We start from the raw sequence: 24924 nt of genomic DNA, 5'->3' as shown, positions 1-24924 counted from the left end.
GCAGGGGTCTCCGCAAAAGGGGGGGCAGGTGAAGCTTCGGGCAACGCTAATCGGCTTTACGGCCATCCTCATGTGGTCGTTTCTGGCGCTGTTGACGGCCGCCTCCGGCAAAATGCCGCCGTTCCAGCTGTCGGCAATCTGCTTTGCCATCGGCAGCATTCCCGGCATCGTCGTGCTCACCCTCAATCCGTCGCGGCTGGCGCTGCTCAAGCAGCCGGCCAAGGTCTGGATCGTCGGGATTGCGGGATTGTTCGGTTATCACTTCCTCTACTTCACGGCGCTTCGCAATGCGCCGGCGGTCGAAGCAGGGCTGATTGCCTATCTCTGGCCGCTGCTGATCGTCGTCGGATCGGCGCTACTGCCGGGAGAGCGGCTGCGCTGGTATCATATCGTCGGCGCCCTGGCCGGTCTTTGCGGCACCTTCCTGATCGTCGGGCGCAACGGCATCAATTTCGATGGCGCCTATGCCGTCGGCTACGGCGCTGCCTTCCTTTGCGCCTTCACATGGTCCGGCTATTCGCTGTTGACGCGGCGGTTCGATGCTGTGTCGACCGATGTCGTCACCGGTTTCTGCATGGCGACCTCTATCCTGTCGCTGATCTGCCACCTCGGCCTTGAGACGACGATCTGGCCGGAAACGGGCCTTGAATGGCTGGGTGTGCTCGGCCTCGGCCTGTTCCCGGTGGGTGCGGCCTTCTATGCGTGGGATTTCGGCGTCAAAAATGGCGACATCCAGATCCTCGGCTCGGCGAGCTATGCCGCGCCGCTGCTTTCGACGCTCATCCTGACCATCTTCGGCTTTGCCGACCCAAGCTGGCGGATCGCCTTCGCCTGCCTGCTCGTGACAGGCGGGGCGGTGCTGGCGGCGCAGGACATGTTTCGGCGGAAGGCCGCAACGGCGGAGCAAGCCATCGCCGCGGAATGATCAGGCGGCGGGCTTCCAGTCGGGCGGCGCCATTTCGAAGCTTGAGAATTCGAACCCGGGTGCGACCGTGCAGCCGACCAACGTGTAATCTCCGAGCGTTGCGGCGGACTGCCACCAGTTGGCTGGAATGATCGCCTGCGGCCGCTCTCCTTTCAGGATGTCGGTACCAAGCCTCAGCGTTTCACTTCTGCCTTCGTCGTCGGCGCGGTGCAGTGCAAGGGGCGCTCCTGCATAGTAGTGCCAGACCTCGGCTGCGTCGTGGACACGATGCCAGTGGGAACGCTGGCCGGCCTTCAGGAGATAGTAGATCGCCGTCGAATGTCCGCGCGAGCCACCGTCGGTGTCGCGGAAGGTCTGCACATACCAGCCGCCTTCGGGATGCGGCTCCATTCCAAGTTCGCGAATGATATCGTCCGGGGACATTAGAAATTGTCCTTGCGTCGGCGGATCTCCGCGAAGACCTCCTCGTTGGTCTTTGTTTCCATCAGCAGGCTGCGGCGGATCGCAGGGTCGGCGGCGCGCAGGAAGGGATTGGTCTCCTTCTCCAGCGCCAGGGTCGTCGGAATGGTGAACTTGTTCTCCGCCCGCAGGGCCTCGATCTCGGCCGCACGGACTATCAGGCGCTGATTGTCCGGATCGATGGTGAGCGCAAAGCGCGCGTTTGACAGGGTATATTCGTGGCCGAAGTAGACGGCCGTTTCGTCGGGCAGCGCGGCAAGCTTCTGAAGCGAGTGCCACATATCGGCGGCCGGACGCTCGAAGAGCCGACCACAGCCGAGCGCAAACAGCGTGTCAGCGGCAAAGAGCAGCTTGTCGTCGATGAAGTGGTAACAGATATGGCCGGCCGTGTGCCCAGGGGTCTCGATGACCTGTACCGTATGGTCGCCGAACAGGAAGGTATCGCCGTCGGCCATCGTCTTGTCGAGGCCGGGGATCGCCACGGCCTCGTTGACGGGGCCAATGATCTCACAACCATATTGCTCCTTCAGCGCGAGATTGCCTTCGACGTGGTCGGTATGGTGATGCGTGGTGAAAATATGCGAGATTGTCCAGCCGCGGCGGGAGGCAGCCTGCTGCACTGCGGCAGCATCGGGCGCGTCGATCGACGCCGTCAGGCCGGCTTCAGGATCGTGCACCAACACGCCGAAATTGTCGGAACGGCAGAGAAAAACGTCTAAATCCAAAGGTTTCATAGTCTCAGGCAGCCTCTTTATCGCGGGTATACCGGGAATGTAGAGAGTCCCGCCTTGAAGTCCAACCGCCCACTGATAACATTTGCCTTGATGCACGCTGATATTGTTGACCTACGCCAGTTCTATCATTCCGACCTCGGACGCATTGCCGAGCAGTCGATCGCCATGGCGCTCTCCTCGCTGTGGGTCCGGCTGCCGCAGGAACGTCTCGTTGGTCTGGGCTATGTCGTTCCCTTCCTTGATCGCTTCCAGCCCGACACGGAGAGAACCTTTGCCTTCATGCCGGCAGGGCAAGGCGCCGTGAATTGGCCGGTGGGCGCGCTTTCCACGACGGCCCTGATCTTCGACGAGGAATTGCCGCTGCCCGATTCCTCGATCGACCGGGTGCTGATGGTCCATTCGCTCGAATTTGCCGAGAGCCCGCGGGAAACCCTGAAGGAGTTGTGGCGGGTGCTGGCACCAGGCGGGCGTCTGGTCATTGTCGTACCGAACCGGCGCGGTGTCTGGGCGCGCATGGAACACACGCCGTTTGGCTCGGGGCGTCCCTATTCGCGAGGACAGCTGACGAATCTCCTGCGGGAAACCAATTTCACGCCCGGCGCGACGGCGGAGGCCTTGTTCTTTCCGCCCTCAAAGCTTCGCACGATGATGCGTCTGCGCAGTGTCTTCGACCGCGTGGGACGCACCTTATGGCCGGCCTTCTCAGGCGTCATTATCGTCGAGGCGCAGAAGCGGCTCTATCAGGGCTTGCCGGTTGCCGCCCGCGCCTCGCGTCGCGTCTTCGTGCCGGTTCTGGCGCCGCATGGCGTTCCAACGACGCGCAGCCGCTAGGTCCTGACCCTAGGTCCCGCAGCACTCGACAAAACCGCCTTTCCGTTCTATTGCCACAGGGCAGTTTTCAGCCGAAATTCCCCGGTATTTCCAAGGTCGACCCATGAGCGAAGAGAAGAGCAAGCCCGTTCCGCGTCCCGGTATTATGGACATCGCAGCCTATGTGCCGGGCAAGGAACATGCGCCGGGCGTCGCACGCGTCTATAAGCTCTCGTCCAACGAAACGCCGCTCGGCGCGAGCCCGAAGGCGATCGAAGCTTTCTGTGAGTCCGCCGGCAATCTGGAACGCTACCCTGACGGTCAGGCCATCGAATTGCGGGAGTCCATCGGGGCCGTTCACGGTCTTAACCCGGCTAATATCATGTGCGGCAACGGCTCGGACGAGCTGCTCGGCCTGCTCTGCCATGTCTATCTGGGCGCCGGCGATGAAGCGCTCATCACAGAGCACGGTTTCCTCGTTTACAAAATCCAGATCATGGGTGCGGGCGCCACGCCGGTCGTTGTCAAGGAGAAGGACGCGACCGTTGACGTCGATGCGATCCTTGCCGCGGTTACGCCCAAGACCAAAATGGTCTTTATTGCCAACCCGGGCAATCCGACTGGCACGTATGTTCCGGTCAGCGAGATCCGTCGTCTGCATGCCTCCTTGCCCAAGCATGTCGTGCTGGTTCTGGATGCGGCCTATGCGGAATACGTGCGCCGCAACGACTACGAAGCCGGAATCGAGATCGTTTCGTCCAATCCAAACGTTGTCATGACGCGCACTTTTTCCAAGGTATACGGCCTGGCCGCTCTTCGCGTCGGCTGGATGTACGCGCCCGCCGACATCATCGACGCGGTCAATCGTGTCCGCGGTCCGTTCAACATGAATTCGGCTGCAATCTCCGCCGGTGCCGCAGCCATTCGCGACCAGGCATTTGTGCAGGAAGCCGTAACCTTCAATCAGATGTGGATCGAGAAGATGACGGTCGCACTCGAGGCTGTCGGTCTGAAGGTGACGCCGTCGGTCACCAACTTCGTCCTCATCCACTTCCCAGACGTTGATGGCAAGCGGGCGCCCGAAGCCGATGCGTTCCTGACCAGCCGCGGCTACATCCTGCGTGCGGTCAAGGGCTACGGATTCGCGAATGCGCTGCGCATGAGCATCGGGCCGGACGAGGCGAACCGTGGCGTCATCGAAGCGCTCGGCGAGTTTGTGGGACGCAAGTCATGACCGTGCAGTTCGATCGCATCGCGCTGATCGGGATCGGCCTGATCGGCTCCTCCATTGCCTATGACGTCAAGCGGCTTGGCCTGGCAAAGGAGGTCGTCATTGCGACCCGCAGCGCCGATACCCTGAAGAGAGCTGAGGAACTGCAACTCGGCGACCGCTACACGACGTCGTCGGCCGATGCCGCAAAGGACGCGGACCTGGTCATCGTGTCGGTGCCCGTTGGGGCGTCCGAGAGCGTTGCGAAAGAAATCGCCGGCAGCCTGAAGCCAGGTGCGATCGTGACGGATGTCGGTTCGACCAAGGCTTCGGTCATCGCACAGATGCAGCCGCATATGCCGCCACACGTTCATTTCATCCCCGGCCACCCGCTTGCGGGTACGGAGAAATCCGGTCCGGATGCCGGCTTCCCCGGGCTCTTCGAGGGCCGTTGGTGCATCTTCACGCCGATTTCAGGCACTGACGAGACGGCGTTGAAGACGCTGCGACAGTTCTGGGAATCGTTGGGCTCCAAGGTCGACGAGATGGATCCGGAGCATCACGACAAGGTGCTCGCCATCGTCTCGCACCTGCCGCATATCATTGCCTACAACATCGTCGGTACGGCAGATGATCTTGAGGCGGTCACCGAATCGGAAGTCATCAAGTATTCCGCTTCCGGCTTCCGCGACTTCACGCGTCTGGCCGCCTCCGATCCGACGATGTGGCGCGACGTCTGCCTGCACAACAAGGATGCGATCCTCGAAATGCTCGCGCGCTTCTCCGAGGACCTCGCCTATCTGCAGCGGGCCATTCGATGGGGCGAGGGCGACAAGATCTTCGATCTTTTCACCCGTACCCGCGCTATCCGCCGCTCCATCGTCCAGGCCGGTCAGGATGTCGACGCGCCGGACTTCGGCCGTCCCCACCCGCTCGAAAAGAAGTAGGGTACGGACTTGGAGACATGCCGTCACGGTGACGAGCATAGGAGTTGACCGCGCCGCTTCGCCCCTCTCTCATCCGCAGGATGGTCGAGGGTTGGCAAGTAGGCTGCCCCGGCATCTCATTCCTGTGCTTGTCACAGGAATCCAGTGCACCCCAAGTCTTTCGTCCCGGGAAGCTCCCGCTAGCGCAATATCGGTCGTTCACCGCGCGGAGGCGCGGTGGCTGCATCCCTGCGACAAGCGCAGGGATGAGGCGGGGTCACGGCTAACCCTCAGATCGGCGGGATCGATCCGAGCGGGATGAAGCCGCCGACCGTGGCGTTGCCACGCGCCACCACGAGATCAACGGAAACTTTGTCGCCGCCGTCGGCCAGCGCCTTGAGCAACTTGGCGGCTGTGTCGACCGTCTTGGCGATGTCAGGGAAGGTCTGCTTGATGCTGTCGCGCCAGGGGCCAAGCTGCTCGATCTCCAGCTTGAACTTGCCTGACAGATAGCCCTCCTCGTCGAAGGAGAAGGGGCCGCTCAGGGTCATGACCTTGCCGTCACCGATGTCGGCCACGACCTTGCGCAGTTCGCCACTGGCGCCGAAGAGCCCCCTCTGGTCGCTGCCGTCGATCATGCCGGCCTTGCCGGCAAGCGTCACGTCGGCACTCGCCGAAAGCTTGGGAAAGGCAGGCCAATCCTTGATGGCGGCTTTGGAATCCGTCACGGAGATCGCGCCGTCAAGATCGCCGCCGTTCTGGCGGAGATGGATTTCGGTATGGGCGGCGTCGAAGTCGATCGTCTGGCCCGTTTGCGAGGAGACGGCGGTCCCCTTGAGCCCGTCGATGACCATCGACGAGCGGTCGATACCCTTCAGCTTTGTGATCAGGCTGGATTGCAGGCTCGCCCATTCGGCATTGAGCGACAGGCCATGGGCGCTGCGGATCTCGGCTGGTGAATCGAGCTCCCATACGATATGGCCGGGAGCGTAGACCTGCGCTGCGGAGCGCAGCTGGCCGAAGCTTGCCGATACGCCGTTGACGGTATCGTCGACGTCGACCTTCGAGCAGAACAGGCCGATGCGGAATGGATAGCCGCGGAAATCGATATCCGTGCACGCGCCACTGACGCCTGCAGTATTGCCGGGTGCGATCGCCCTCAGCACGGTGTTCTTCAACTGGGACGCGGCATAGAACCAAGCACCCGTATAAAGCACGATCACCAAGACGATACCGCCGCCGAGCATCCAGAATTTTCTGCCGCTGCGGGATGGGCTTGACGCTGCCATGATGTTCTCCAATGGTGTGCCGCGAGTGGGAATGTCGGTCTGGCGTGCGATATGGACGAATTTTGGGTATTTGGCTACGGATCACTGATGTGGAATCCGGGCTTCGCGTTTTTGGAGCGTTCTCAGGCTCTTGTCTATGGCTATAGGCGTTCGCTCTGCGTGCATTCCTGGGTGCATCGCGGCACGCAACGGGATCCGGGCTTGGTGCTCGGCCTTGATCGTGGTGGTTCCTGCCGTGGAATGGCCTTCCGGATCGCGCCGGAGCAGTGGGACGAAACGATCGACTATCTCAGGGAGCGCGAGCTCGTAACCAACGTCTATCTCGAACGCTGCCTGCCGTTGCAGCTGGCGGACGGCAGGGCAAGCAAGGCGATCGCCTATGTCGTCGATCGCAGCCATACGCAATATGCCGGCGGGCTCGATGCGATCGCGGCGGCGCGGGTTGTCCACGGTGCGCAAGGCCAGTCAGGACCAAACGACGCATACGTCTTCAATACGCTGGCGCATTTGCGGGAGATGGGCATTCGCGATCACTGGCTGGAGCAGGTGGTCGGCGAAGTGGAACGGCTGAGAAAGGCGGCCTGAGGTCAAGCCGTCGCGGCATTGACCTTCTGCAATTCCGCGAGCCGGCGAGTGGCAGTCGGCGGAAGCGGCAGGTTCGGATTGCGCTCGACGGTATCGACCAGTAGTTCATCGCTCGCCTTCTCGGTCACCTCAATCAGATGTGCAAAGAAGGCATCGGGATCCATGCCGGGCAGGATCGGCGGTAGTATCCGGACCTTGAAGTGGCCGGGATAGCGCATCGTGCTGCGTCGCGGCCAGAAGAGGCCGGGATGCATGGCGACCGGCACGACCGGTAGCTGCAGGTCACGGTACATGCGAGCGATGCCGTATTTGTAGAGCGGCTCGGCGCCCGGCGGGCGGCGCGTGCCTTCGGGGTAGATGATCAGCTGCCGGCCGGTTGCCAATTCTTCCTTGGTGCGCCTCAACGCCTCGACCATGACCTTGCCGCGTGCGCCGCGGTTGATCGGGATCATCCGCTGCTTCTTGGCATACCAGCCAAAGAGCGGGATCCACATCAGCTCACGCTTCAGGATATAGACCGGGTCTTTCAGCCAAGGCAGCAGGGCGTAGGTATCCCAGAAAGACTGATGCTTCGGTGCCAGGATATAGCCACCATCAGGCAGGTTCTCCATGCCTTCGATCTCGAAGGTCGTACCGACGATCTTCTCCATCAACCAGTGGCTCGACAGCGCCCAGTTCTTCGGTATGCGGTATGCGTCCTTGCGCGGCGCGACAAAATAGTAGGGCGACAGTACGATCATGCGAACGATGAGGTTGACGTAGAAGATCGTGTTGAAGAGAACGGAACGCAGGGCGATCATAAACTTTCCCAAGGCCAATGTCCGCAAAAGGCGGTTGCGCCCTCCTACACGATATTGGCCGTCAGAAAAAGCTTTCCCTCGGCTTTAGCCGGAGACGCCGGCCGAGCGCAGCCCTGCATGACGGCCGAGACCCGTCAGATTGCGCGCGCCGGCAAAGAGCACTTTCGCATATTCGGCAAGCATGACCCGCACGGCGTTGGGATCGGTGAACCAGTTGCTGGTCTTCAGATCCGTGTTCACAACAGGATAGGGAATGAACTGGGTCTCGGAATCGACATAAGCGAGCTCCGCCAGGCTGCGCGGCATATGATAGTTATTGGTGACGACGAGGACGCTCTTGTAGCCGCGCTGATGGATCCAGTTCGATGCTTCCTGGGCGTTGCCGATCGTGTCGAGCGCATCGTAGCCGACGTCGACGCAGCAGGAGAAAAGCTCCGGCGAAGCCTGGGTCATCTTGCGGATCTGCTTCGGCGTGGTTGCCGGGTGCACGCCTGAAATCAGCAGGCGCTTGCCGGCACCTTTCTGAAGTAGCTCGACGGCCTGGTCGATGCGCTGGTAGCCTCCTGTCAGAACAACGATCGCATCCGCGCGTGGATCGAGCGGAGGCTTCAAGGTCGTAACGGAATCGGCAAAGCGAAGGAAGCCGCCAAAAATCAGCGCGACAATGAGCACAAAGGCAACGCCGCCCCAGCGCAGCATTCGACGCACCGGACCACGCACAGGTCGCCCGTCGGAGCGAGCAAGCTCCGTTCCAGGGCGAATCGGGGTGCGCGAAAAGTTGCCCATGCTCATGAATCAGAAAAATATATGCAGATTGCGGCGGCGAACAGACGCTTTCAAGGCAAAAAAGGCATGTAAAGTTCAATTCACGAGCCCATCGGCGCGTGTCGGATCGGAACGCAGCGTGTCGATCTCGTAAATGGTTCGCATAACCGTCAGCCTGGCCGTGAAGGTCGTCAGCAGGGCGATGACGATCATGGTGGCAAAGATGCCGGCATAGCCAAGCGCACCGACCGAAAACGTGCCGAAGAGAGCGGTTGCCTGGTCCGTCTGCGGGGTAGCCAAGGTGTGGCTCTGCAGGAAGCCGGCAGTCATGAAGAAGAGCGCGGCAAGGGCGCTGCCGACCGCTGATCCCTTGAGGCTGATCTTCAGAAAATGCTTCTGGAACTCTGTGGCGACAAACGAGCTTTCCGCGCCGACGAAGTGAAGCACCTCGACGATGTGGCGATTGCCGGACAGGGCGCCACGGGTCGCGAAAACGACGGTCAGCACCATCGCCGAAAAGACCAGCAGCAGGATGCCGGTGCCGATCATGACGGTAGTGTGGGCCATCGAAACCAGCCGGTCGACCCAGGTGCGGTGGTCGTCGAGCGAAGCCTGCGGGATGCTTTCCTTGAGCAGCGAGCGCATTGCCTCGAAATCGGGCGGGTTGTTCTCATCGATGGTGATGATCACGAGCCGCGGAACCGGCAGTTCCTTGATGTCAAGCCCGGTGCCGAGCCAGGGCTCGAGCAGACGGGCCGTTGCCGCCTCGTCGACGATCTGGCCGTCCTTTGTCCCGACAAAGGTGAGCGCGAGATCTCGCGCCTGTGTCAGCGTCTTGTCCATGTCCAGACCCTCGTCGGGCCTGATCTGGATGGTGATCTCGCGGGAAATCTGGCTCTCCCAGCTTGCCGCGGTGGAGCGGACCATGCTGACGCCGCCGAGTGTCAGACAGGCAAGGAAGGCCATGATGGCAATGACCACCATCAGCGCGTTGCCTTGGATATTGGCGGAAGGCAGGATCGGCGCCGTCGGGCGCACCTTCATCTCCGGCCGCTTCTGGCTTCGGGAAGCAGCCTCTGCCGGCGGTTTGGGGGCAGCTTCAGTCATGGATTTCGAGATGCCCTTCCGAGAGAATCATGCGGCGGGCTTCCACTTGGTCCATCAGCGCCAGATCGTGGGTCGCGATGACAACCGCCGTGCCGAGACGGTTGAGTTCGAGGAAGAGATTGAGCAGACGGCGGGCCATCGGCGGATCGACGTTCGCGGTCGGCTCGTCGGCCAGAAGGATCTCGGGACGGTCGATCAGGGCACGCGCGATCGCGGCGCGCTGCTTTTCGCCACCTGACAGAACCGGCGGCAAGACGTTGATGCGCTCACCAAGACCAACCCATTTCAGAAGCTCAAGCACATCGGTCTTGTAGGAGCTTTCGTCCTTGCCGCGAACACGCAGCGGCAGCGCCACGTTCTCGTAGGTGGTCAAATGGTCAAGCAGACGGAATTCCTGGAAGATGATGCCGACACGGCGCCGCAGCAGTGGCAGCTCGGGGCGCGGAATATCGGAAATGTCGCGCCCGAACATGCGGATCAGTCCACGGGTCGGTTGCAGCGAAAGGAACAGCAGCCGCAGCAGCGTGGTCTTGCCGGCGCCCGAAGGCCCCGTCAGGAACTGAAACGATTTTTTCGGAATGTCGAACGTCAGGTCCCGGAGGATTTCCGGCCCCATCCCATAGCGCAAACCGACATTTTCGAAGTGGATCAACGGCAGATCAGTCTTTTGTTTGTTCACCGCACGACTTGTTAACCAACACCATTAACAACCAGTAAATTTTACCGGAAAGACGCCGCTTTGATGGCGATCTTTGCGAAGCATTAACCATTGAAATTTACGACTGAGCAGGATTCGTTTCAATGCCGGATTTCCGTCCGGCCTGAAACCATGTGGACACCGGAAAGGCCGTCATCATGACCTCCTCCTCGTTCAGACGCCAGGCGCCCGGTCACGCCTATGATTTTCTGCCGCCCGAACCGACCAAGCGTGAGGCCCGCCGAACTCGCCCGGCCGATGTTGCCGATGCCGAATTCGTGGTGATTGCGAACGGTCGTACCCGGGGCTTTGATGCCCGCAGCTTCACTGACAATCGCCAGCGTCCTTCGCAGTCGTCGAGCACATCGGCGCTCCTTCGGATGGGCGAAGCCTGGTTGCAGCAGGCATCGGTCAAGACCTTTGCCACGCTCGTACTTGCGCTTTCGGTGCTGGTATTCGGCCTCTTCGGGGGGTTCTCCGGTTTCTCGCAAAGCGAGGCTGGATCAACGGACTCGCCGCTGCATTTCTCGCACGTCACCATGACGCCCCGTGATGCGAACGGGATGCGGGTATTGCTCATGAACGGCATCATCGACAATCAGAGCGGCACGACGCAGGTCGTGCGCCCCATCCGCGCCGACTTTTTTGCCGGCGAGCAGCTGACGACAAGCATCGTTATCAACCCGCCTGCGGATGTCATCTACGGTGGCCAGAGCCGCGGGTTTTCAACGAGAGTCCAGTACGCGGGTGGAAAAATGCCGGAAGTCCGGCTTTCGTTCATGCCGTAAGGGGTGTTTCGCCCCGCTGTTTGTGGTAACGGCTTGTGCTCCTATTCATGGAGAAAGCCTTCTTATGCCCGTCGTGCGCGGAAAAAACATCGAGCCACTCTTCACCGCTGAGCAGATTGCGGAACGCAACCATGCCATGGCGAAGCAGATTGCAGCGGGACCCACGAAGGATCTGCTGGTCATTGCCGTGTTGAAGGGCTCGTTCATCTTCGCCGCCGACCTCATCCGCGCGCTGCATGACAGCGGCCTGGCGCCCGAAGTCGAGTTCATCACGCTGTCGAGCTACGGCACCGGCACGGTTTCGCAAGGCGTTCGAATCGTCAAGGATATCGACAGCGACGTGAAGGATCGCGACGTTCTTCTGATCGACGATATTCTGGAATCCGGCCGCACGCTGCTGTTTGCCAAGGAACTGCTTTATGAGCGCGGCGCGCGTCACGTCACCATTGCCGTGCTCCTCGACAAGAGCGTGAAGCGCAAGGAAAAGCTGGAAGCAGACTATGTCGGCTTCGAATGCCCCGACTATTTCGTCGTCGGCTACGGAATGGATGTCGCCTATGCCTTCCGCGAGCTTCCATTTGTCGGCGTCGTCACTGGCGACGCCTGAATGTGCCGGGACAAGACGGGTTGTTAACCATCCCGTCCATCCCTTGCCGCCGTTTACCGATCGCAAAGGAAAGTCGTGTGATTTCCGTTGCGGGGCATGAAACGGAGTGATGCACACCATGGCAAAAATTCTGATTACGGAAGACGAGGACTCCCTGCGTTCTTTCGTAGCCCGCGCTTTGCGTCTTGACGGTCATGAGACCGAAGAAGCCGCCGACGGTGCGGAAGGACTGGAAAAACTCAGAGACGGCGTCTACGACCTGCTGCTCTCGGATATCCGCATGCCCGTCATGGATGGCATCGAACTGGCGCACCAGGCAAAATCGGCCTTCCCGGCGCTGAAAATCCTGCTGATGACCGGCTACGCGGAACAGCGCGAACGCGCTGACGACCTGGCGGAAAAGATCGTCGATGTCGTCTCGAAGCCCTTTGCCTTGCCCGACATCCGCAAGGCAGTCGCGCGTGCGTTGGCCGCCTGAGCGCGTCACGATCTTTCAGGTTCGCTTGTCGCGCTTTCGCGCGTTTGTCTTGGCCAGCCACGTCTTTATCCCGAAACCGGGTCCCATTTTCGGTTGCAAGGGAGATCATTTCGTGCGCCCTTGCTCCCGTATCCTCTCGTCATCCTGGCGCTTGACCCTCGGTGGGAGGGTCGAACTGATCGAGGTTGAATCCGGGCTGGCGGGACTTGTTTCTTGCGCTGCGGTGACGGTGTTTGCGTGCTCGGGTCAAGCCACCGGCAAAGCACTGCCTATTGCTCTCGGATCCTTCCTCAAACCAGGGAGTTGCGTCAGCGCACTGCCTCGGCTGTTCAGTTCTCGTCGCGAATGAACTTGCCTTCGTAGCGCACGCGGAAATTGCGTCGCTGGAAATCCTGCTGAAAGCACACGAAGATCAGTTCGATATCGGCCAGGCTATCGCGCTTGTGGAGCAGGCTGAGGGTCACGACGATGACGCCGGCATAGCCGCGCGTCAGCCTGAACGCCGCATTGCGGATGGCATTGGCTTCGGCATCCTGCCGATCGTCACGCCGCTCGTAGATCACCCAGAAGCGACAAATGTCCCATGTCGAACGAAGGATCTCCGTGATCTCCGCCTGGAACTGTTCGGCGTGCATGCCCGGGGACCAGGAGAGAGTTCGCTCGCCCTCGTCAGCTACGACGTTGAGGTAGCCGTCGTATTCGCCGGTTCGGGAGAGGGCATTCTCGATTAACTCAAATGCTGCGTTTTCACCGATTACCGTCTTGAAGAGAATTGCCATCGAATCGCTATCGTTATTCACTTGCAGCGTGACATTACGAAGCTTTCGCCAGGCAGGGCTAGCCTCGGCGATGAATTTGGAGCTCTGGCGTCTACGATGTCACGCGTCTGGTTATGCCATCGTCTCGCTGGATGGGAGGCGATGGCGTGATGGTTCCAGCCGTCGCGGCTTCTCAATAGTCGGGGCAAGCCGGATTTATGGTCGTTCCACTGTTCCCGCCCTGCGTCTGCAGCGTGCCAGGAACGGGCCGCGGCGGGCAATTGACTGGTCGCCGTGCTCTGGGGCCGTTGGACGAAATGCTCCCCGTCGTCTCCATGCTATAAGGAGCCGGTTGGTAGGCATTCGATCCGCGCCAGCTTCGGCTCGATTCGTAGCCGTCGGCAGCCATGGTCCTGCCCCCGCTGTTGGTCGTGGCGAAACCACCGATATCCATTGCGCTTACTGTGCTTGCAGCCATGCCGAATCCAAGCGCGACAGCTGCGATCAGCTTCAAATCCGTTTTCATGGAAATACCCTCGACTCGTGCCCAAACGACGCGCGATCCGCGTCACGGTAGACATAGGAGTCTGCGGCGTGGAGGCAGCGAATCTCACGCTATTGTGACCTGAATTGGCACAGTTGGGTTACTGGATGTCCAGCAGCCGTTCCAGGTAGCGCCGTTCGATTTCCTGCGGCGGGTTGTTGCCGAGCTTTTCGCGAATGGCGTCCAGGATCTCGCGGGCGCGCTGCACATCGATTTCGTCAGGCACCTTCACCTGATCGCCGAAGTCAGGTCCTTCGGCGCGGCGTGGACGGCCAAGCGGGTCGCGGCCGTTCTGGTTGCCTTGCCCGACTTGACCCTGGGGACCCTGTCCCTGTTGGCCCTGCATTGCCTGCATCATCTGGTTCATCATGTCGCGCGCACCCTGGCGCAGCGCTTCCAGTGCACGTCCCTGGCCTTGGATCGCAGGTTCGCCGTGGCCCTGACCGAGCTCGCGACCGGCGCCTTCCATTTCGCGCTGGGCCTGACCGAAGCCCGGACCGGGCTTGATGCCCATGTCGCCAAGACCCTTCTGCAACTCGCCGAGCTGCTTGCCGAGTTCGTCCTGGCGCGAACGCAACTGCTTTAGGGCCTCGCGCAGCTGTTCGGCCGTCATCTCGTCGGAAGGCGACTGCCCCGGCTGGTTTTGGCCCTGCTGGTTCTGGCCTTGCTGGTTCGGGTCCTGACTCTGGCCCTGCTGACCCTGTTGCTGATCCTGCTGCATGCCGTCATTGTCCATCGGCATGTCGTCGAGCAACGGATCGTTCATGCCCATGTTGGGATCGCCGCGCTGCATGCGGTCCTTCAGCTGCTGGTCCAGCTTGAACGTTTCTTCCATCAGTTTCTGCTGGTCACGCAGGATCTGGCCGAGCTTGTCCATTTGCTGGCGCATCTGGCTGTTGTCCTGGCCTTGCTGCCCCTGCTGCGGCCTGCCGGCCTGCAAGTTGTTCATCATTCGCTGCAGCTCGGAGAGCATCTGCTGGGCAGCGTCCCGATTGCCCGATCGTGCGAGATTCTCGATCTGGTCCATCATCCGCTCCAGGTCCTGCTGGCGAATGATGTTCTGGGCGTTCTGGTTCGGCTGCATCGGCGCATTCTGCATGCGCTGGGCAAGCTCCTTCATATATTCCTGCATCGCCTTGCGCAGCTCGTCCATGAGCTTCTTGATCTCGGGATCAGGTGCATTGCGCTGCAGGGCATCGGCCAGGTTCTGCTGGGCATTGCGCAGGTTGCGCTCGGCCTGCGAAAGGTCGCCGTCCTCCATGCCGACCGCGATATCCCAGAGGTAATCGGCGGTGTCCTTCATCGCTTCGTCGCCCTTGGTGAGCTTCATGCGTGTCAGTGCGGATTGCAGCAGCAGGTAATTGGTCAGGCTCGGGATCGTCTCTTCCGGGCGAAGCGTCAGTGCTTCGTTCAGCGCGATCGCTTCCGGCATCTTCCGGGTATCGAGCGAGAACACCTGCCGTTCCTCGGCCACGGCCGCGGCAAGAGGCTCGTTGAACGGGCGGGCGGGCAACGTCATCTCGTGCGGCGGGCTGCGACCGGTCTGGCCGGCGGCGTCCTTGGCAACAAGGGTGATGCGGACCCGCTTACCCGAGAGTGGGTGCTCGGTAAGGTTCTTGCTGGTCACGCCTTTTGCGTCGCGCGAATTGCGGCGGGGGATATCCAGGCGAAAGTCGGGCAACGGATAGAGCGGCGTTGCGGTCGGCTCGGCGTCGACAGGAACGATCTCCGCACGCGCTTCCTGTACGCCGTAGTCATCCTTGACCGTGAAGCCGACCTCGAGCGCACCGTTGACCGTCGGCTTCGGCATGCCATTGAAGGCGATCTCGGGCGCCTTGTCAGGAATAACCTCAAAACTCCACGTGCGGCCGTTGACCTCGAGCTCCCCGTTTTCCTCGAGCTTCATCAGATGCGTGGCGGCCGACAGAGCAGGAAGTGCAGCCGTGCCTTCAGTCTGCGTGGCCGCTGGAGGCGCGGGCTGCTTGGCCGCCTCCAGCGGGGCGATGTTCTGTGCCTCGCCATTCTCATGCCGGAAGACGACCTTCTCGGCGGTCTTGCCGCCGCTGACACGGACCGTAAGGGTCGAGAGTTCGGGAACGCGGATTGCCGCCTGCTCGGTGCCGTTGACCGTCAGGTAGATCGGTGCGCGACCGGTATAGGAGGGTGGCGTGACCCAGGCATCGATGCGCACGGCAGGATCGGTGGCTTGCGGTGCCGGCCGCGGCAGCAGCGCGTCGGTGACCGAGCCGCCGTTCATCGATAGTGAATAGGCGAAACCCATCACCACAAGCAGGGCCGGGATGGCACGCAGCGCCATTCTGTCGTGGGAGGCGATGTCGGGACGCGGGAAGCCGGTATCAAGTGCCGCAATCTTCTCCGCCATACGCGTCTGGTGTTCGCGCCAGAGGGCGCGCGCGAAGGGCGTGTCGGTGGCGGGCTCGTCTTCCTGAACGGCCACCGGCTGGTGCTGCAGGCCGTTGCGCTGTTCGAGCAACCGGTCGGCAGCGGCCGTGTCGGGCCAGTGCAGCCGGCGCAGGCGAAGAAGCGTTGTGAGAGAGGCAACCGCGAAAACGATCAGCAGCGCCACGCGGACCCAGTCGGGCGCGTAGCGGAAGACACCGAACCACGACGCTGCCAGATAGAGCGCCACAACCGACAGGATCGGCAGGAACAGGGGCAGCATCTGCTCGGACAGCAGGACCAGGCGCGCCAGAAAGCGCTTCGCCGCAACCAGCCGAGCCAAGGACGGCCTCAGGGCAAATGCACCGTGTTTCTCGCTGCTGGAGCTCTTATTCAATCCGGTCTCCGCGAGCTGGCGTTCGAGGGCAGAGTGCACTTCCGGCGATCGCCGGGGGAATTCGCTCCCTGTCAAAGATAACATTCTTTGTGGCGAAGGCGAGGGCAAGCGCCGGCCAATGCCGGTTTTTCACGGCTCTTCGCCAAAAAGTGATGCCATCACCGAGAGCGTGATCAGCCCAGCCAGGTCGGGACGGAATCGAGACCAATGAGCTCTTCGTAGGTCCCGCGCGGTCGAATCACGTGGAAATCGCTACCCTTGACCAGCACTTCGGGAACCAGAAGGCGGCTGTTGTAGGTGCCGGCCTGCACCGCGCCATAGGCGCCGGCGGAGCTGATGGCGAAAAGATCTCCGGGTTTCGGCATCGCCATTTCGCGGTCGAGCGCCAGGAAATCGCCAGTTTCGCAGACGGGGCCGACAACATCCGCCTTGATGCGCGGCGCGTTTGCTGCGGAAATCACGACGGGGCGGATCTCGTGATGGGCTTCATAAAGGGTCGGGCGTATAAGGTCGTTCATTGCGCCGTCGACGATCACGAAGGTCTTTTCGCCGCCGTCTTTCACGTAGATCACTTCGGTCACCAGGATGCCAGCATTGCCGACGATCAGGCGGCCGGGCTCGGTGACGATCTTGCAATTCAGTTCGCGCAGCTGGCCCTTGACGATTTCGGCATAGGCTTCCGGATGCGGCGGCGGGTTGTTGTCATCCCGGTAGGGGATACCAAGGCCACCGCCGACATCGACGTGATGGATGTCGTGGCCGTCAGCGCGTAGCGTGCTCACCAACTCGCGCAGCAGTTTGAAGGCGTCCTCGAACGGCTGCAGTTCGGTGATCTGACTGCCGATATGCATGTCGATACCGGTCACGTCGATGCCGGGCAGGGTCGCAGCGCGGGCATAGACGGCGCGGGCGCGTTCCCAGGAAATGCCGAATTTGTTTTCCTTCTTGCCGGTCGAGATCTTCGCATGCGTCCTGGCGTCGACATCGGGATTGATGCGGAAGGAGACAGGTGCCCTCTTCCCCGATTTGATGGCGCGCTGGTTAAGGATCTCGAGTTCCGGCTCGGACTCGACATTGAAGCAGTAGATGCCGGCCTCGAGCGCAAAGTCCATTTCGCGCGGTGTCTTGCCAACGCCGGAGAACATGATGCGCGATGCCGGGATGCCGGCGGCGAGCGCGCGGCGCAGCTCGCCTTCGGAGACGACGTCGATGCCGGCGCCAAGATTGCCGAGCGTCTTCAGTACGGCCTGATTGGAATTCGCCTTCATGGCGTAGCAGACCATGGCGTCGACATCGTTGAATGCTTCGGCGAACACCCGATAGTGGCGCTCGAGCGTCGCCGTGGAATAGCAGTAGAAAGGTGTGCCGACGGCCTTGGCAATCTCCGGAACGGGAACGTTTTCGGCGTAGAGGACGCCGTCGCGATACTGGAAATGGTTCACGTCAGTTGCCTCTTAGAGAAGCGGATCGAGGATGAAGGGTCTATCCACGGTGCCTGGCTGCGGCGTCGGCTTCGACGAGTCGCCGGTCTTCGTTGCGTTCGCGCTCGGCGGATCGAGATCGCCTTTACGCCCGCACCCGGCGACGGCAAGGCCGATTACGGCGAAAACAACCGTCAAGCGGACGATCTGCGGCAAGCTCTTCTGCATGGAATTCCTCTTGGAGCGGCACTGGTGGACACCTTCATAGCGAAGTTTATCCACCTTGTGCACCCTGATTGTTGAGGTCAGTTGCGGGCGCGCCAGTAGGCGATCTGCTTGCGCACTTCCTCAGGTGCCGTGCCCCCAAAGCTCTTGCGGCTTGCAACCGATGCCTCGACCGTCAGCACGTCGTAGACCTTGTCGGTAATGGCCTGATTGATCGCCTGCAGATCGGCAAGCGACAGGTCGGCGAGATCACAACCCTTGCTCTCGGCAAGCGCCACGGCGCGGCCGGTCACGTGATGGGCGTCGCGGAACGGCAGGCCGGCCTCGCGCACCAGCCAGTCGGCAAGGTCGGTGGCAGTCGAGTAGCCGGAACCGGCTGCGGCCTTCATGCGCGCGGTATTGATCGTCAGGTCGCGGACCATGCCGGTCATGGCAGCGATGGCCAGTTCCAGGCTCTCGGCGGCGTCGAAGACTTGCTCCTTGTCTTCCTGCATGTCCTTGGAATAGGCGAGAGGCAGGCCCTTCATGATGGTCAGAAGCGCGATCAGCGAGCCGTTGATGCGGCCGGTCTTGGCGCGCACCAGTTCGGCGGCGTCGGGGTTCTTCTTCTGCGGCATGATCGACGAGCCGGTGGAGAAGGCATCCGACAGGCGCACGAAGCCGAATTGCGGGGTCGACCAGATGACGATCTCTTCGGCCAGACGCGACAGGTGCATGCTGCAGATGGCGGCCAGCGCCAGGAACTCGATGGCGAAATCGCGGTCGGAGACGGTGTCGATCGAGTTGCGGGTCGGTTCGCGGAAGCCGAGCGCCTTGGCGGTCATGTGGCGGTCGATCGGATAGCCGGTGCCGGCCAGCGCCGCCGCGCCGATCGGGCTTTCATCGAGATGCTCGATGGCATGGCGTACGCGCGAGCGGTCGCGGCCGAACATTTCGACATAGGCCATGCAGTGATGGCCGAAGGTGACGGGCTGTGCCGTCTGCAAATGCGTGAAGCCCGGCATGACGGTTTCGGCATGCTCTTCGGCGCGGTCGAGGAAGGCGGCGATCAGGTTGGTGAGCAGTTGCTCGGTCTTCTCAAGCTCTTCCTTCACCCAGAGGCGGAAATCGAGCGCGACCTGGTCGTTGCGCGAACGGGCGGTGTGCAGGCGGCCGGCGGCCGGGCCGATCAGCGTCGCGAGCCGTGCCTCGACATTCATGTGAATGTCTTCGAGCTGGCGGGAGAATGCGAAATTGCCGCTTTCGATCTCTGACAGGATCGTGTTTAGCCCCTCGACGATCTTGTCCTTATCATCGGACTGAATGATGCCCTGGTGGGCGAGCATGGTGGCGTGCGCGATCGAGCCGCGGATGTCCTGTGCAAACAGCTTCTTGTCGAAACCGATCGAGGCATTTATCTCCTCCATGATCGCATCTGGGCCGGAAGCGAAACGTCCGCCCCACATCTGGTTGGAGGATTTGGTGTCCGTGCTGTCGGCCATGAAGATGCCTGCCTTGAAGAACGCGTGTCTCGGAGAACGAAATGACGACAAGAACGCCCCTGCGCCTGCCATCCCTCAAGCTCATCGGGATCGCGGCCGTCGCAGGCATTATTGCCGGTGCGGCAGCGGTTTACATCAGGGAAGCCGGGTCTGGCAATGGCGGGGCGCAAACGGCATCGGGCGAATGCGCGGCGGCAAAGGACGTCGCCGCCAGGATTTCGCCGCTCTTGAAGGGCCAGGTCGCAGCAATGGTTGCCGCCGACGAGCACCGCAAGCTCACCACTGTCGCCTTCAAGGGCGCCGACGGCAAGCCGATGACGCTCGACAACTTCGCCGGCAAGACCGTGCTCTTCAATCTCTGGGCGACGTGGTGCGTGCCCTGCCGCGAGGAAATGCCGGCCCTGAACGCGCTGGAGAAGGAGTTGGGCAGCGACAGGTTCCAGGTCGTTCCCGTCAACATCGATACCGGCGACGACGAGAAACCGAAGGCTTTCCTGAGCGAGATCGGCGTCGATGCGCTCAAGCTCTATCGCGACAACACGATCGAGGTGTTCAACAGCCTGAAGAAGCAGGGCCTGGCGTTCGGCCTGCCCGTCACGCTGCTGATCGACGACAAGGGCTGCCTGATCTCTGCCATGAACGGGCCGGCGGCCTGGGATAGCGAAGATGCCAAGGCGCTGATCAAGGGTGCCGTGGGGTCGTGAGCGTCGACAACTTAGAATACTCCCTCGAAAGACGCCAGACGACCACCGATATTGAAGGCCCATTGCGGACCTTGCCGTGCGTCGCTAGATTGTGAACGAGACGAAGTCGCGTGCTTAAGTCGAATCCGCGAAGGAGACGGCGTCTCCCAAGCTTTTGAAGCTTTAGCTCGCTTCGCTCAAGGGGCAGGCGAGCCCTATCGAACGCAAGTCAGTTTACTGGTGCGACAGCGTAGGAGGCGTAGATGGCAATTTCGCGCAAGCAGGCAGAGCGTTTGCTAACAGCGGACGAATGGCAACTCGTTCAAAAAACCCACCATCCGGCAATGCAGGGCCTGCCGGATGCTGATCTCTCGGACCTCGCCAAGCGAATACGTGAAAGGCGCGATCGTGCGCAAAGCGAGGCGAATAGACAGCGCAGGGAAATGAGAGGCAAGGCGCAACCCAAAGGGGCGGCGCCGGCGCGCAAGGATACGGGCACGAGAGCCAAACTCGAAGTTCTGGCAATGGGCGTGCGTAGTGTAAATGCCGAACAGGCGCGTCGGCGTAGAATGCTCGCTAAAGTTCAGATGGTCGAGAACATGCGAGCCGTGTTGGCGCGAAAGAAAGAAGCGAAAAGCGAGAAAGACGAGTCATTTAACGCACGCCAGGCTCATGCAGGCATGCACTCGATCGAAAGTTCAAAGCGCAAAAATCTCATCCGTCCTATGGAGCGAGGTAGATTGCGGAAGGCTGGCGCTGTTTCACAGGCAAAGCGCGACGCTCGTGGCGTATAGGCGTTGTAGTTTTTGCCAGGTCACATCATCAGCTTATCGATCTGGTGTGAGCAGCCAACCTCAAATAGCAGGAATGGAACCCGCCGATCCGCGAGATCATTTGGCGTCTCAGCGGGTCGGGTCCGGCGGTTCGCTGCGATAGTCGTAGAAGCCACGGCCGGACTTGCGGCAAAGCCAGCCGGCCTCGACATGTTTACCAGCTGCTCCAATTTACGATCCAGGTCGATCCGTGCGACACCCTCCGGAGTGGCATCGCGATTTCCCAGACTTTCACCGGCTGGTGTGAACATAGCCATTGACGGGAAATTAACCTCATATACTATATGTAGTGTTCGAGGTTCTTCAGATTCGCAAGGATCGGAAGCTAAGACGGGAATACGGTGCGCGACGTCCATGATGGGCCGAGCAATGCCGGAGCTGCCCCCGCAACTGTAAGCGGCGAGCATTCGTTCGACAAAGCCACTGAAGTCTTTGATTTCGGGAAGGCGAGAATGAGCGCTATGACCTGCAAGCCAGGAGACCTGCCTCGATCAGCAACGTCCACGGGCGGGGTGTCCGGATGGCGAGCGTTGGATTGTGCACGATGCCGCGATCTTCGCTTCCGCTAATGCCCCGCATGAGCCACTTCGGGGTGAAGTCTTATGTCCTTGAGTTTCGATTTGCATCTGCGCGAGTGACGGGCATTTAGCGTGCCCGGCAATCGGCAATAGCTGTCTTCATTTTCGAGTTCCTGTCGCACGGACATCGGCGGATGTCCGAACGATCCCTTATGCCTTCCTGATACACGAGGATATATTGATGAGCATTACTGTTTACAGCAAGCCGGCCTGCGTCCAGTGCACCGCGACCACCCGCGCACTCGACCGCCAGGGCATCAAATACACCGTGATCGACGTTTCCACCGATTCTGCGGCCTACGAACTGGTGCAGGGGCTCGGCTATCGCCAGGTGCCCGTGGTCGTCGCCGGTGAGCAGCATTGGGCCGGGTTTCGCCCCGATATGATCAGCGCGCTGGTGTGACGGCAAGGACGATGGGCGAGATCGTCTATTTTTCCAGTCGGTCGGAAAACACCCATCGCTTCGTAACAAAGCTGGGTCTGCCGGCCCAACGCATCCCGATCGGCGGCGACGCTAACCTTGCGGTTGGCAGTCCTTTCGTTCTGATCGTCCCCACCTATTGCGGCGAAGGCCGCAAGGGGGCCGTGCCCAAAGAGGTGATCCGCTTCCTCAACGACGCGGAAAACCGTTCGAACATCCGCGGGGTCATCGCCGCGGGCAACAGCAACTTCGGAGCGACCTTCGGGATCGCCGGCGACATCATCTCCGCCAAGTGCCAGGTTCCGTACCTCTACAGGTTCGAGCTGCTGGGCACGGCGGCGGATGTCGACAACGTCAGACACGGATTGGAACGATTTTGGACACGCTAACGCTCGATCGACCTCTGAAGGCAGCAGAAGCCGCGTTCGACTACCACGCCCTCAATGCCATGCTGAACCTCTATGACGAGGACGGCAAAATCCAGCTCGACAAGGATCGGCTGGCGGCCAAGCAGTATTTCCTGCAGCATGTGAACCAGAACACCGTGTTCTTCCATAACCTCAGGGAAAAGCTCGATTACTTGGTGACCGAGGGCTATTACGAGCAGGAGGTCCTGGATCAATATTCGTTCAACTTCGTGCGCGAACTCTTCGACCATGCCTATGCGAAAAAGTTCCGCTTCCCAACCTTCCTCGGGGCTTTCAAGTATTACGCCAGCTATACGCTGAAGACCTTCGACGGAAAGCGCTATTTGGAGCGCTACGAGGACCGCATCTGCATGGTTGCCCTGACGCTGGCCTGCGGCAACGAAAACCTCGCCCGTGATATGGTCGATGAGATCATCGCCGGGCGGTTTCAGCCCGCGACGCCGACCTTTCTCAATGCCGGGAAGAAGCAACGCGGCGAACTCGTGTCCTGCTTTCTCCTGCGCGTCGAGGACAACATGGAGTCGATCGCGCGAGGCATCAATTCGGCGCTTCAGTTGTCGAAGCGCGGCGGGGGTGTTGCACTCTCTCTGACGAACCTGCGGGAAGCAGGTGCTCCGATCAAGCAGATCGAGAATCAGTCTTCCGGCGTCATTCCTGTCATGAAGCTTTTGGAAGATTCGTTCTCTTACGCCAACCAACTCGGCGCACGCCAAGGGGCAGGGGCGGTCTACCTCAATGCGCACCATCCCGACATTATGCGCTTCCTCGACACCAAACGCGAAAATGCCGATGAGAAGGTCCGGATCAAGACACTGTCGCTCGGCGTCGTCATTCCCGACATTACCTTTGAGCTCGCAAAGAACAACGAGGACATGTACCTCTTCTCGCCTTACGATGTGGAGCGGGTCTATGGCGCGGCTTTCACCGAGATTTCGGTGACGGAAAGGTACCGCGAGATGGTGGCCGACAGCCGCATCCGTAAGAAAAAGATCAAGGCGCGCGACTTCTTCCAGGTGATCGCCGAAATCCAGTTCGAAAGCGGCTATCCCTACATCATGTTCGAAGACACGGTGAACCGCGCCAATCCGATCGCCGGCCGCATCACGATGAGCAACCTTTGCTCGGAAATCCTGCAGGTGAGCGAGGCGAGCGAGTTCAACAATGATCTCTCCTACAAGCATATGGGCAAGGACGTCTCCTGCAACCTCGGCTCGCTCAATATCGCCGCGGCGATGGATTCCACCGACTTCGGCAAGACGATCGAGACTTCGATCCGCGCGCTGACCGCCGTTTCCGACCTGAGCCATATCGCCTCGGTACCGTCGGTCGAGAAGGGCAATGACGACAGCCATGCGATCGGCCTCGGCCAGATGAACCTGCACGGCTATCTCGCCCGCGAGCGCATCTACTATGGTTCGGACGAAGGCGTCGATTTTACGAATATGTATTTCTACACGGTGACCTACCATGCCATCCGTGCCTCGAACCGGCTGGCGGGGGAGCGCGGCAAAAGTTTCAAGGGCTTCGAGAACTCGACGTATGCAACCGGCGAATACTTCGACAAATACACGGAGCAGGCCTGGGTGCCGGCAACCGAGCGGATCAAGGAACTCTTCGAGACAGCCGGCATCGATATTCCGACGCAGGAAGACTGGCTTGTGCTGAAGCAGGCGGTAATGACCTCGGGCCTCTATAACCAGAACCTGCAGGCTGTGCCGCCGACCGGTTCGATCTCCTACATCAATCACTCGACCTCCTCGATCCATCCGATCGTTTCGAAGATCGAAATCCGCAAGGAGGGCAAGATCGGCCGTGTCTACTATCCGGCGGCCTTCATGACCAATGACAATCTCGAATATTACCAGGATGCCTACGAGATCGGGCCAGAGAAGATCATCGACACCTACGCGGCGGCGACTCAGCATGTCGATCAAGGGCTGTCCCTGACGCTGTTCTTCCGTGACACGGCAACCACCCGCGACATCAACCGGGCACAAATCTACGCCTGGAAGAAGGGCATCAAGACCATCTACTACATCCGCCTGCGCCAGATGGCGTTGTCCGGCACCGAGGTGCAGGGCTGCGTTTCCTGCACACTTTGACTTTGCAAGGACGTCCAATGAATATCCAAATCAAGCCCGCAAGTCGCGTGCGCGCCATCAACTGGAACCGTGTCGAGGACGACAAGGACCTCGAGGTCTGGAACCGCCTGATACCAACGAGCGCTAATCAAAACCGGTGCGCCCAATCACGCATTCCAATCGACATGATCTTCCACGGCTGCGCGACCAGCTTGTTCCATGCGTCGCAGCAATGGGAAACGATGTCGTCGTAGTCTTTGAATATCCGGTTGGACAACCAGTTCTCCCTCATAAACTGCCACAGGCTCTCGACAGGGTTCAATTCGGGCGATCGCGGCGGCAGGTACAGCAGCGTGATGTTGTCGGGTACTTTGAGTTTCGGCGTGACGTGCCATCCAGCCTGATCAACGATCAGCACGGCATGAGCACCTTCATCGACGGCCTGGCTGATTTCGAGCAGATGCTGGTTCATGGCGTCGGTGTCGCAGTAGGGA

Annotated in this window: 27 protein-coding genes, 1 pseudogene and 1 riboswitch; of the genes and pseudogenes, 13 read left to right on the top strand and 15 right to left on the bottom strand. The window is 60.7% G+C overall.

The genetic code is table 11. The features are described 5' to 3' along the window. Positions 1-28 precede the first annotated feature (28 nt). A complete protein-coding gene (gene yddG / locus BSG20_RS03865) occupies positions 29-925 on the top strand; it encodes an aromatic amino acid exporter YddG (protein ID WP_072369254.1) in 897 nt (298 codons plus the stop codon). Here yddG and BSG20_RS03860 read toward each other — a convergent pair whose 3' ends face one another. Together BSG20_RS03860 and gloB are read right to left on the bottom strand one after the other, a co-directional pair. After that, complete coding sequence (locus BSG20_RS03860) at positions 926-1348, bottom strand: cupin domain-containing protein (RefSeq protein ID WP_072369252.1); 423 nt, start codon at positions 1346-1348, stop codon at positions 926-928. Further along, positions 1348-2118 carry a hydroxyacylglutathione hydrolase gene (gloB, locus tag BSG20_RS03855; protein ID WP_072369250.1) on the bottom strand — a complete coding sequence of 257 codons (771 nt, stop codon included), beginning with the start codon at positions 2116-2118 and terminating at the stop codon, positions 1348-1350. Before gloB ends, BSG20_RS03860 begins: the two co-directional genes overlap by 1 nt. A gap of 54 nt (positions 2119-2172) precedes the next feature. On the opposite strand from gloB, the gene BSG20_RS03850 reads away from it, so the two are divergent. From BSG20_RS03850 to BSG20_RS03840, 3 genes are all read left to right on the top strand, one after another. Further along, positions 2173-2949, top strand: a complete 777-nt coding sequence (locus tag BSG20_RS03850; RefSeq protein ID WP_024316187.1) for a class I SAM-dependent methyltransferase — start codon at positions 2173-2175, stop codon at positions 2947-2949. Between the two features lie 103 nt (positions 2950-3052). Then, positions 3053-4162: a histidinol-phosphate transaminase gene (gene hisC, locus BSG20_RS03845; RefSeq protein WP_072369249.1), complete on the top strand. Its 1110-nt coding sequence runs from the start codon at positions 3053-3055 to the stop codon at positions 4160-4162. Continuing rightward, on the top strand, positions 4159-5085 hold the full coding sequence (locus BSG20_RS03840) for a prephenate/arogenate dehydrogenase family protein (RefSeq protein WP_047521569.1): 927 nt from the start codon (positions 4159-4161) through the stop codon (positions 5083-5085). The genes hisC and BSG20_RS03840 overlap by 4 nt, the downstream gene beginning before the upstream one ends. A gap of 269 nt (positions 5086-5354) precedes the next feature. On the opposite strand, the gene BSG20_RS03835 is transcribed toward BSG20_RS03840, so the two are convergent. Next, positions 5355-6353 (bottom strand): DUF2125 domain-containing protein, encoded by a 999-nt coding sequence (locus tag BSG20_RS03835; protein ID WP_072369247.1) that lies wholly within the window; start codon positions 6351-6353, stop codon positions 5355-5357. 51 nt (positions 6354-6404) lie between these two features. On the opposite strand from BSG20_RS03835, the gene BSG20_RS03830 reads away from it, so the two are divergent. After that, the gene (locus BSG20_RS03830; protein ID WP_072369245.1) at positions 6405-6938 is read left to right on the top strand and encodes a gamma-glutamylcyclotransferase; all 534 of its coding nucleotides are present in this window, start codon (positions 6405-6407) and stop codon (positions 6936-6938) included. Between the two features lie 2 nt (positions 6939-6940). Here BSG20_RS03830 and BSG20_RS03825 read toward each other — a convergent pair whose 3' ends face one another. The 4 genes from BSG20_RS03825 to ftsE form a co-directional block, all read right to left on the bottom strand. Then, a complete protein-coding gene (locus BSG20_RS03825; RefSeq protein ID WP_072369243.1) occupies positions 6941-7738 on the bottom strand; it encodes a lysophospholipid acyltransferase family protein in 798 nt (265 codons plus the stop codon). 84 nt (positions 7739-7822) lie between these two features. After that, complete coding sequence (locus BSG20_RS03820; RefSeq protein ID WP_177309806.1) at positions 7823-8530, bottom strand: YdcF family protein; 708 nt, start codon at positions 8528-8530, stop codon at positions 7823-7825. Positions 8531-8599: 69 nt separating this feature from the next. Continuing rightward, entirely contained in the window at positions 8600-9547 is a 948-nt protein-coding gene (locus BSG20_RS03815) for a cell division protein FtsX (RefSeq protein WP_368516298.1), read from the bottom strand. 55 nt (positions 9548-9602) lie between these two features. Beyond that, positions 9603-10262, bottom strand: a complete 660-nt coding sequence (gene ftsE, locus BSG20_RS03810; protein WP_024316195.1) for a cell division ATP-binding protein FtsE — start codon at positions 10260-10262, stop codon at positions 9603-9605. A gap of 203 nt (positions 10263-10465) precedes the next feature. On the opposite strand from ftsE, the gene BSG20_RS03805 reads away from it, so the two are divergent. The 3 genes from BSG20_RS03805 to BSG20_RS03795 all read left to right on the top strand — a co-directional run bounded on the left by BSG20_RS03805 (position 10466) and on the right by BSG20_RS03795 (position 12180). Then, positions 10466-11095: a hypothetical protein gene (locus tag BSG20_RS03805; RefSeq protein ID WP_244541244.1), complete on the top strand. Its 630-nt coding sequence runs from the start codon at positions 10466-10468 to the stop codon at positions 11093-11095. A 64-nt stretch (positions 11096-11159) separates the two neighbouring features. After that, a complete protein-coding gene (hpt, locus tag BSG20_RS03800) occupies positions 11160-11702 on the top strand; it encodes a hypoxanthine phosphoribosyltransferase (RefSeq protein ID WP_024316197.1) in 543 nt (180 codons plus the stop codon). Positions 11703-11820: 118 nt separating this feature from the next. Beyond that, entirely contained in the window at positions 11821-12180 is a 360-nt protein-coding gene (locus tag BSG20_RS03795; protein WP_007789408.1) for a response regulator, read from the top strand. A 329-nt stretch (positions 12181-12509) separates the two neighbouring features. Here the strand turns inward: BSG20_RS03795 and BSG20_RS03790 are convergent, their stop codons facing one another. The 6 genes from BSG20_RS03790 to argH all read right to left on the bottom strand — a co-directional run bounded on the left by BSG20_RS03790 (position 12510) and on the right by argH (position 19406). After that, entirely contained in the window at positions 12510-12959 is a 450-nt protein-coding gene (locus BSG20_RS03790) for a hypothetical protein (RefSeq protein WP_072370129.1), read from the bottom strand. Positions 12960-13131: 172 nt separating this feature from the next. Continuing rightward, positions 13132-13464: a hypothetical protein gene (locus tag BSG20_RS03785; protein WP_072369234.1), complete on the bottom strand. Its 333-nt coding sequence runs from the start codon at positions 13462-13464 to the stop codon at positions 13132-13134. Between the two features lie 118 nt (positions 13465-13582). Beyond that, positions 13583-16225: a TIGR02302 family protein gene (locus BSG20_RS03780; protein WP_177309812.1), complete on the bottom strand. Its 2643-nt coding sequence runs from the start codon at positions 16223-16225 to the stop codon at positions 13583-13585. 227 nt (positions 16226-16452) lie between these two features. Next, positions 16453-17721 carry a diaminopimelate decarboxylase gene (gene lysA / locus BSG20_RS03775; protein WP_072369230.1) on the bottom strand — a complete coding sequence of 423 codons (1269 nt, stop codon included), beginning with the start codon at positions 17719-17721 and terminating at the stop codon, positions 16453-16455. A 12-nt stretch (positions 17722-17733) separates the two neighbouring features. Further along, positions 17734-17928 (bottom strand): LPS translocon maturation chaperone LptM, encoded by a 195-nt coding sequence (lptM, locus tag BSG20_RS03770; protein ID WP_072369228.1) that lies wholly within the window; start codon positions 17926-17928, stop codon positions 17734-17736. A gap of 77 nt (positions 17929-18005) precedes the next feature. Next, positions 18006-19406, bottom strand: coding sequence for an argininosuccinate lyase (argH, locus tag BSG20_RS03765; protein WP_072369225.1), 1401 nt, complete (start codon positions 19404-19406; stop codon positions 18006-18008). Between the two features lie 41 nt (positions 19407-19447). Between argH and tlpA the strand changes: the two genes are divergently transcribed. Both tlpA and BSG20_RS03755 read left to right on the top strand, forming a co-directional pair. Then, complete coding sequence (gene tlpA / locus BSG20_RS03760) at positions 19448-20110, top strand: thiol:disulfide interchange protein TlpA (RefSeq protein WP_072369223.1); 663 nt, start codon at positions 19448-19450, stop codon at positions 20108-20110. Positions 20111-20352: 242 nt separating this feature from the next. Continuing rightward, positions 20353-20883, top strand: coding sequence for a hypothetical protein (locus tag BSG20_RS03755; RefSeq protein WP_072369221.1), 531 nt, complete (start codon positions 20353-20355; stop codon positions 20881-20883). 108 nt (positions 20884-20991) lie between these two features. Here BSG20_RS03755 and BSG20_RS35475 read toward each other — a convergent pair. Continuing rightward, positions 20992-21078: pseudogene (locus BSG20_RS35475) on the bottom strand (3-hydroxybutyryl-CoA dehydrogenase); the annotation flags it as partial. Positions 21079-21201: 123 nt separating this feature from the next. Continuing rightward, positions 21202-21426: riboswitch (cobalamin riboswitch) on the top strand. Positions 21427-21681: 255 nt separating this feature from the next. Here BSG20_RS35475 and nrdH point away from each other — a divergent pair. The 3 genes from nrdH to nrdE are packed head-to-tail and all read left to right on the top strand — an operon-like array spanning position 21682 to position 24451. Next, positions 21682-21903 (top strand): glutaredoxin-like protein NrdH, encoded by a 222-nt coding sequence (gene nrdH / locus BSG20_RS03745; protein ID WP_072369216.1) that lies wholly within the window; start codon positions 21682-21684, stop codon positions 21901-21903. 11 nt (positions 21904-21914) lie between these two features. Next, positions 21915-22310: a class Ib ribonucleoside-diphosphate reductase assembly flavoprotein NrdI gene (gene nrdI / locus BSG20_RS03740; RefSeq protein ID WP_072369214.1), complete on the top strand. Its 396-nt coding sequence runs from the start codon at positions 21915-21917 to the stop codon at positions 22308-22310. Next, positions 22298-24451 (top strand): class 1b ribonucleoside-diphosphate reductase subunit alpha, encoded by a 2154-nt coding sequence (nrdE, locus tag BSG20_RS03735; protein WP_072369212.1) that lies wholly within the window; start codon positions 22298-22300, stop codon positions 24449-24451. The genes nrdI and nrdE overlap by 13 nt, the downstream gene beginning before the upstream one ends. A gap of 127 nt (positions 24452-24578) precedes the next feature. Here the strand turns inward: nrdE and BSG20_RS03725 are convergent. Further along, positions 24579-24924: transposase (locus BSG20_RS03725; RefSeq protein WP_177309805.1), on the bottom strand; the 346-nt coding region annotated here is incomplete at its 5' end.

Source organism: Rhizobium tibeticum, assembly GCF_900110205.1.
GTDB classification, from domain to species: Bacteria; Pseudomonadota; Alphaproteobacteria; order Rhizobiales; family Rhizobiaceae; genus Rhizobium; species Rhizobium tibeticum.
Note: the sequence above shows the minus strand (reverse complement) of the source record. Positions and strands in the feature narration are given on the sequence as shown.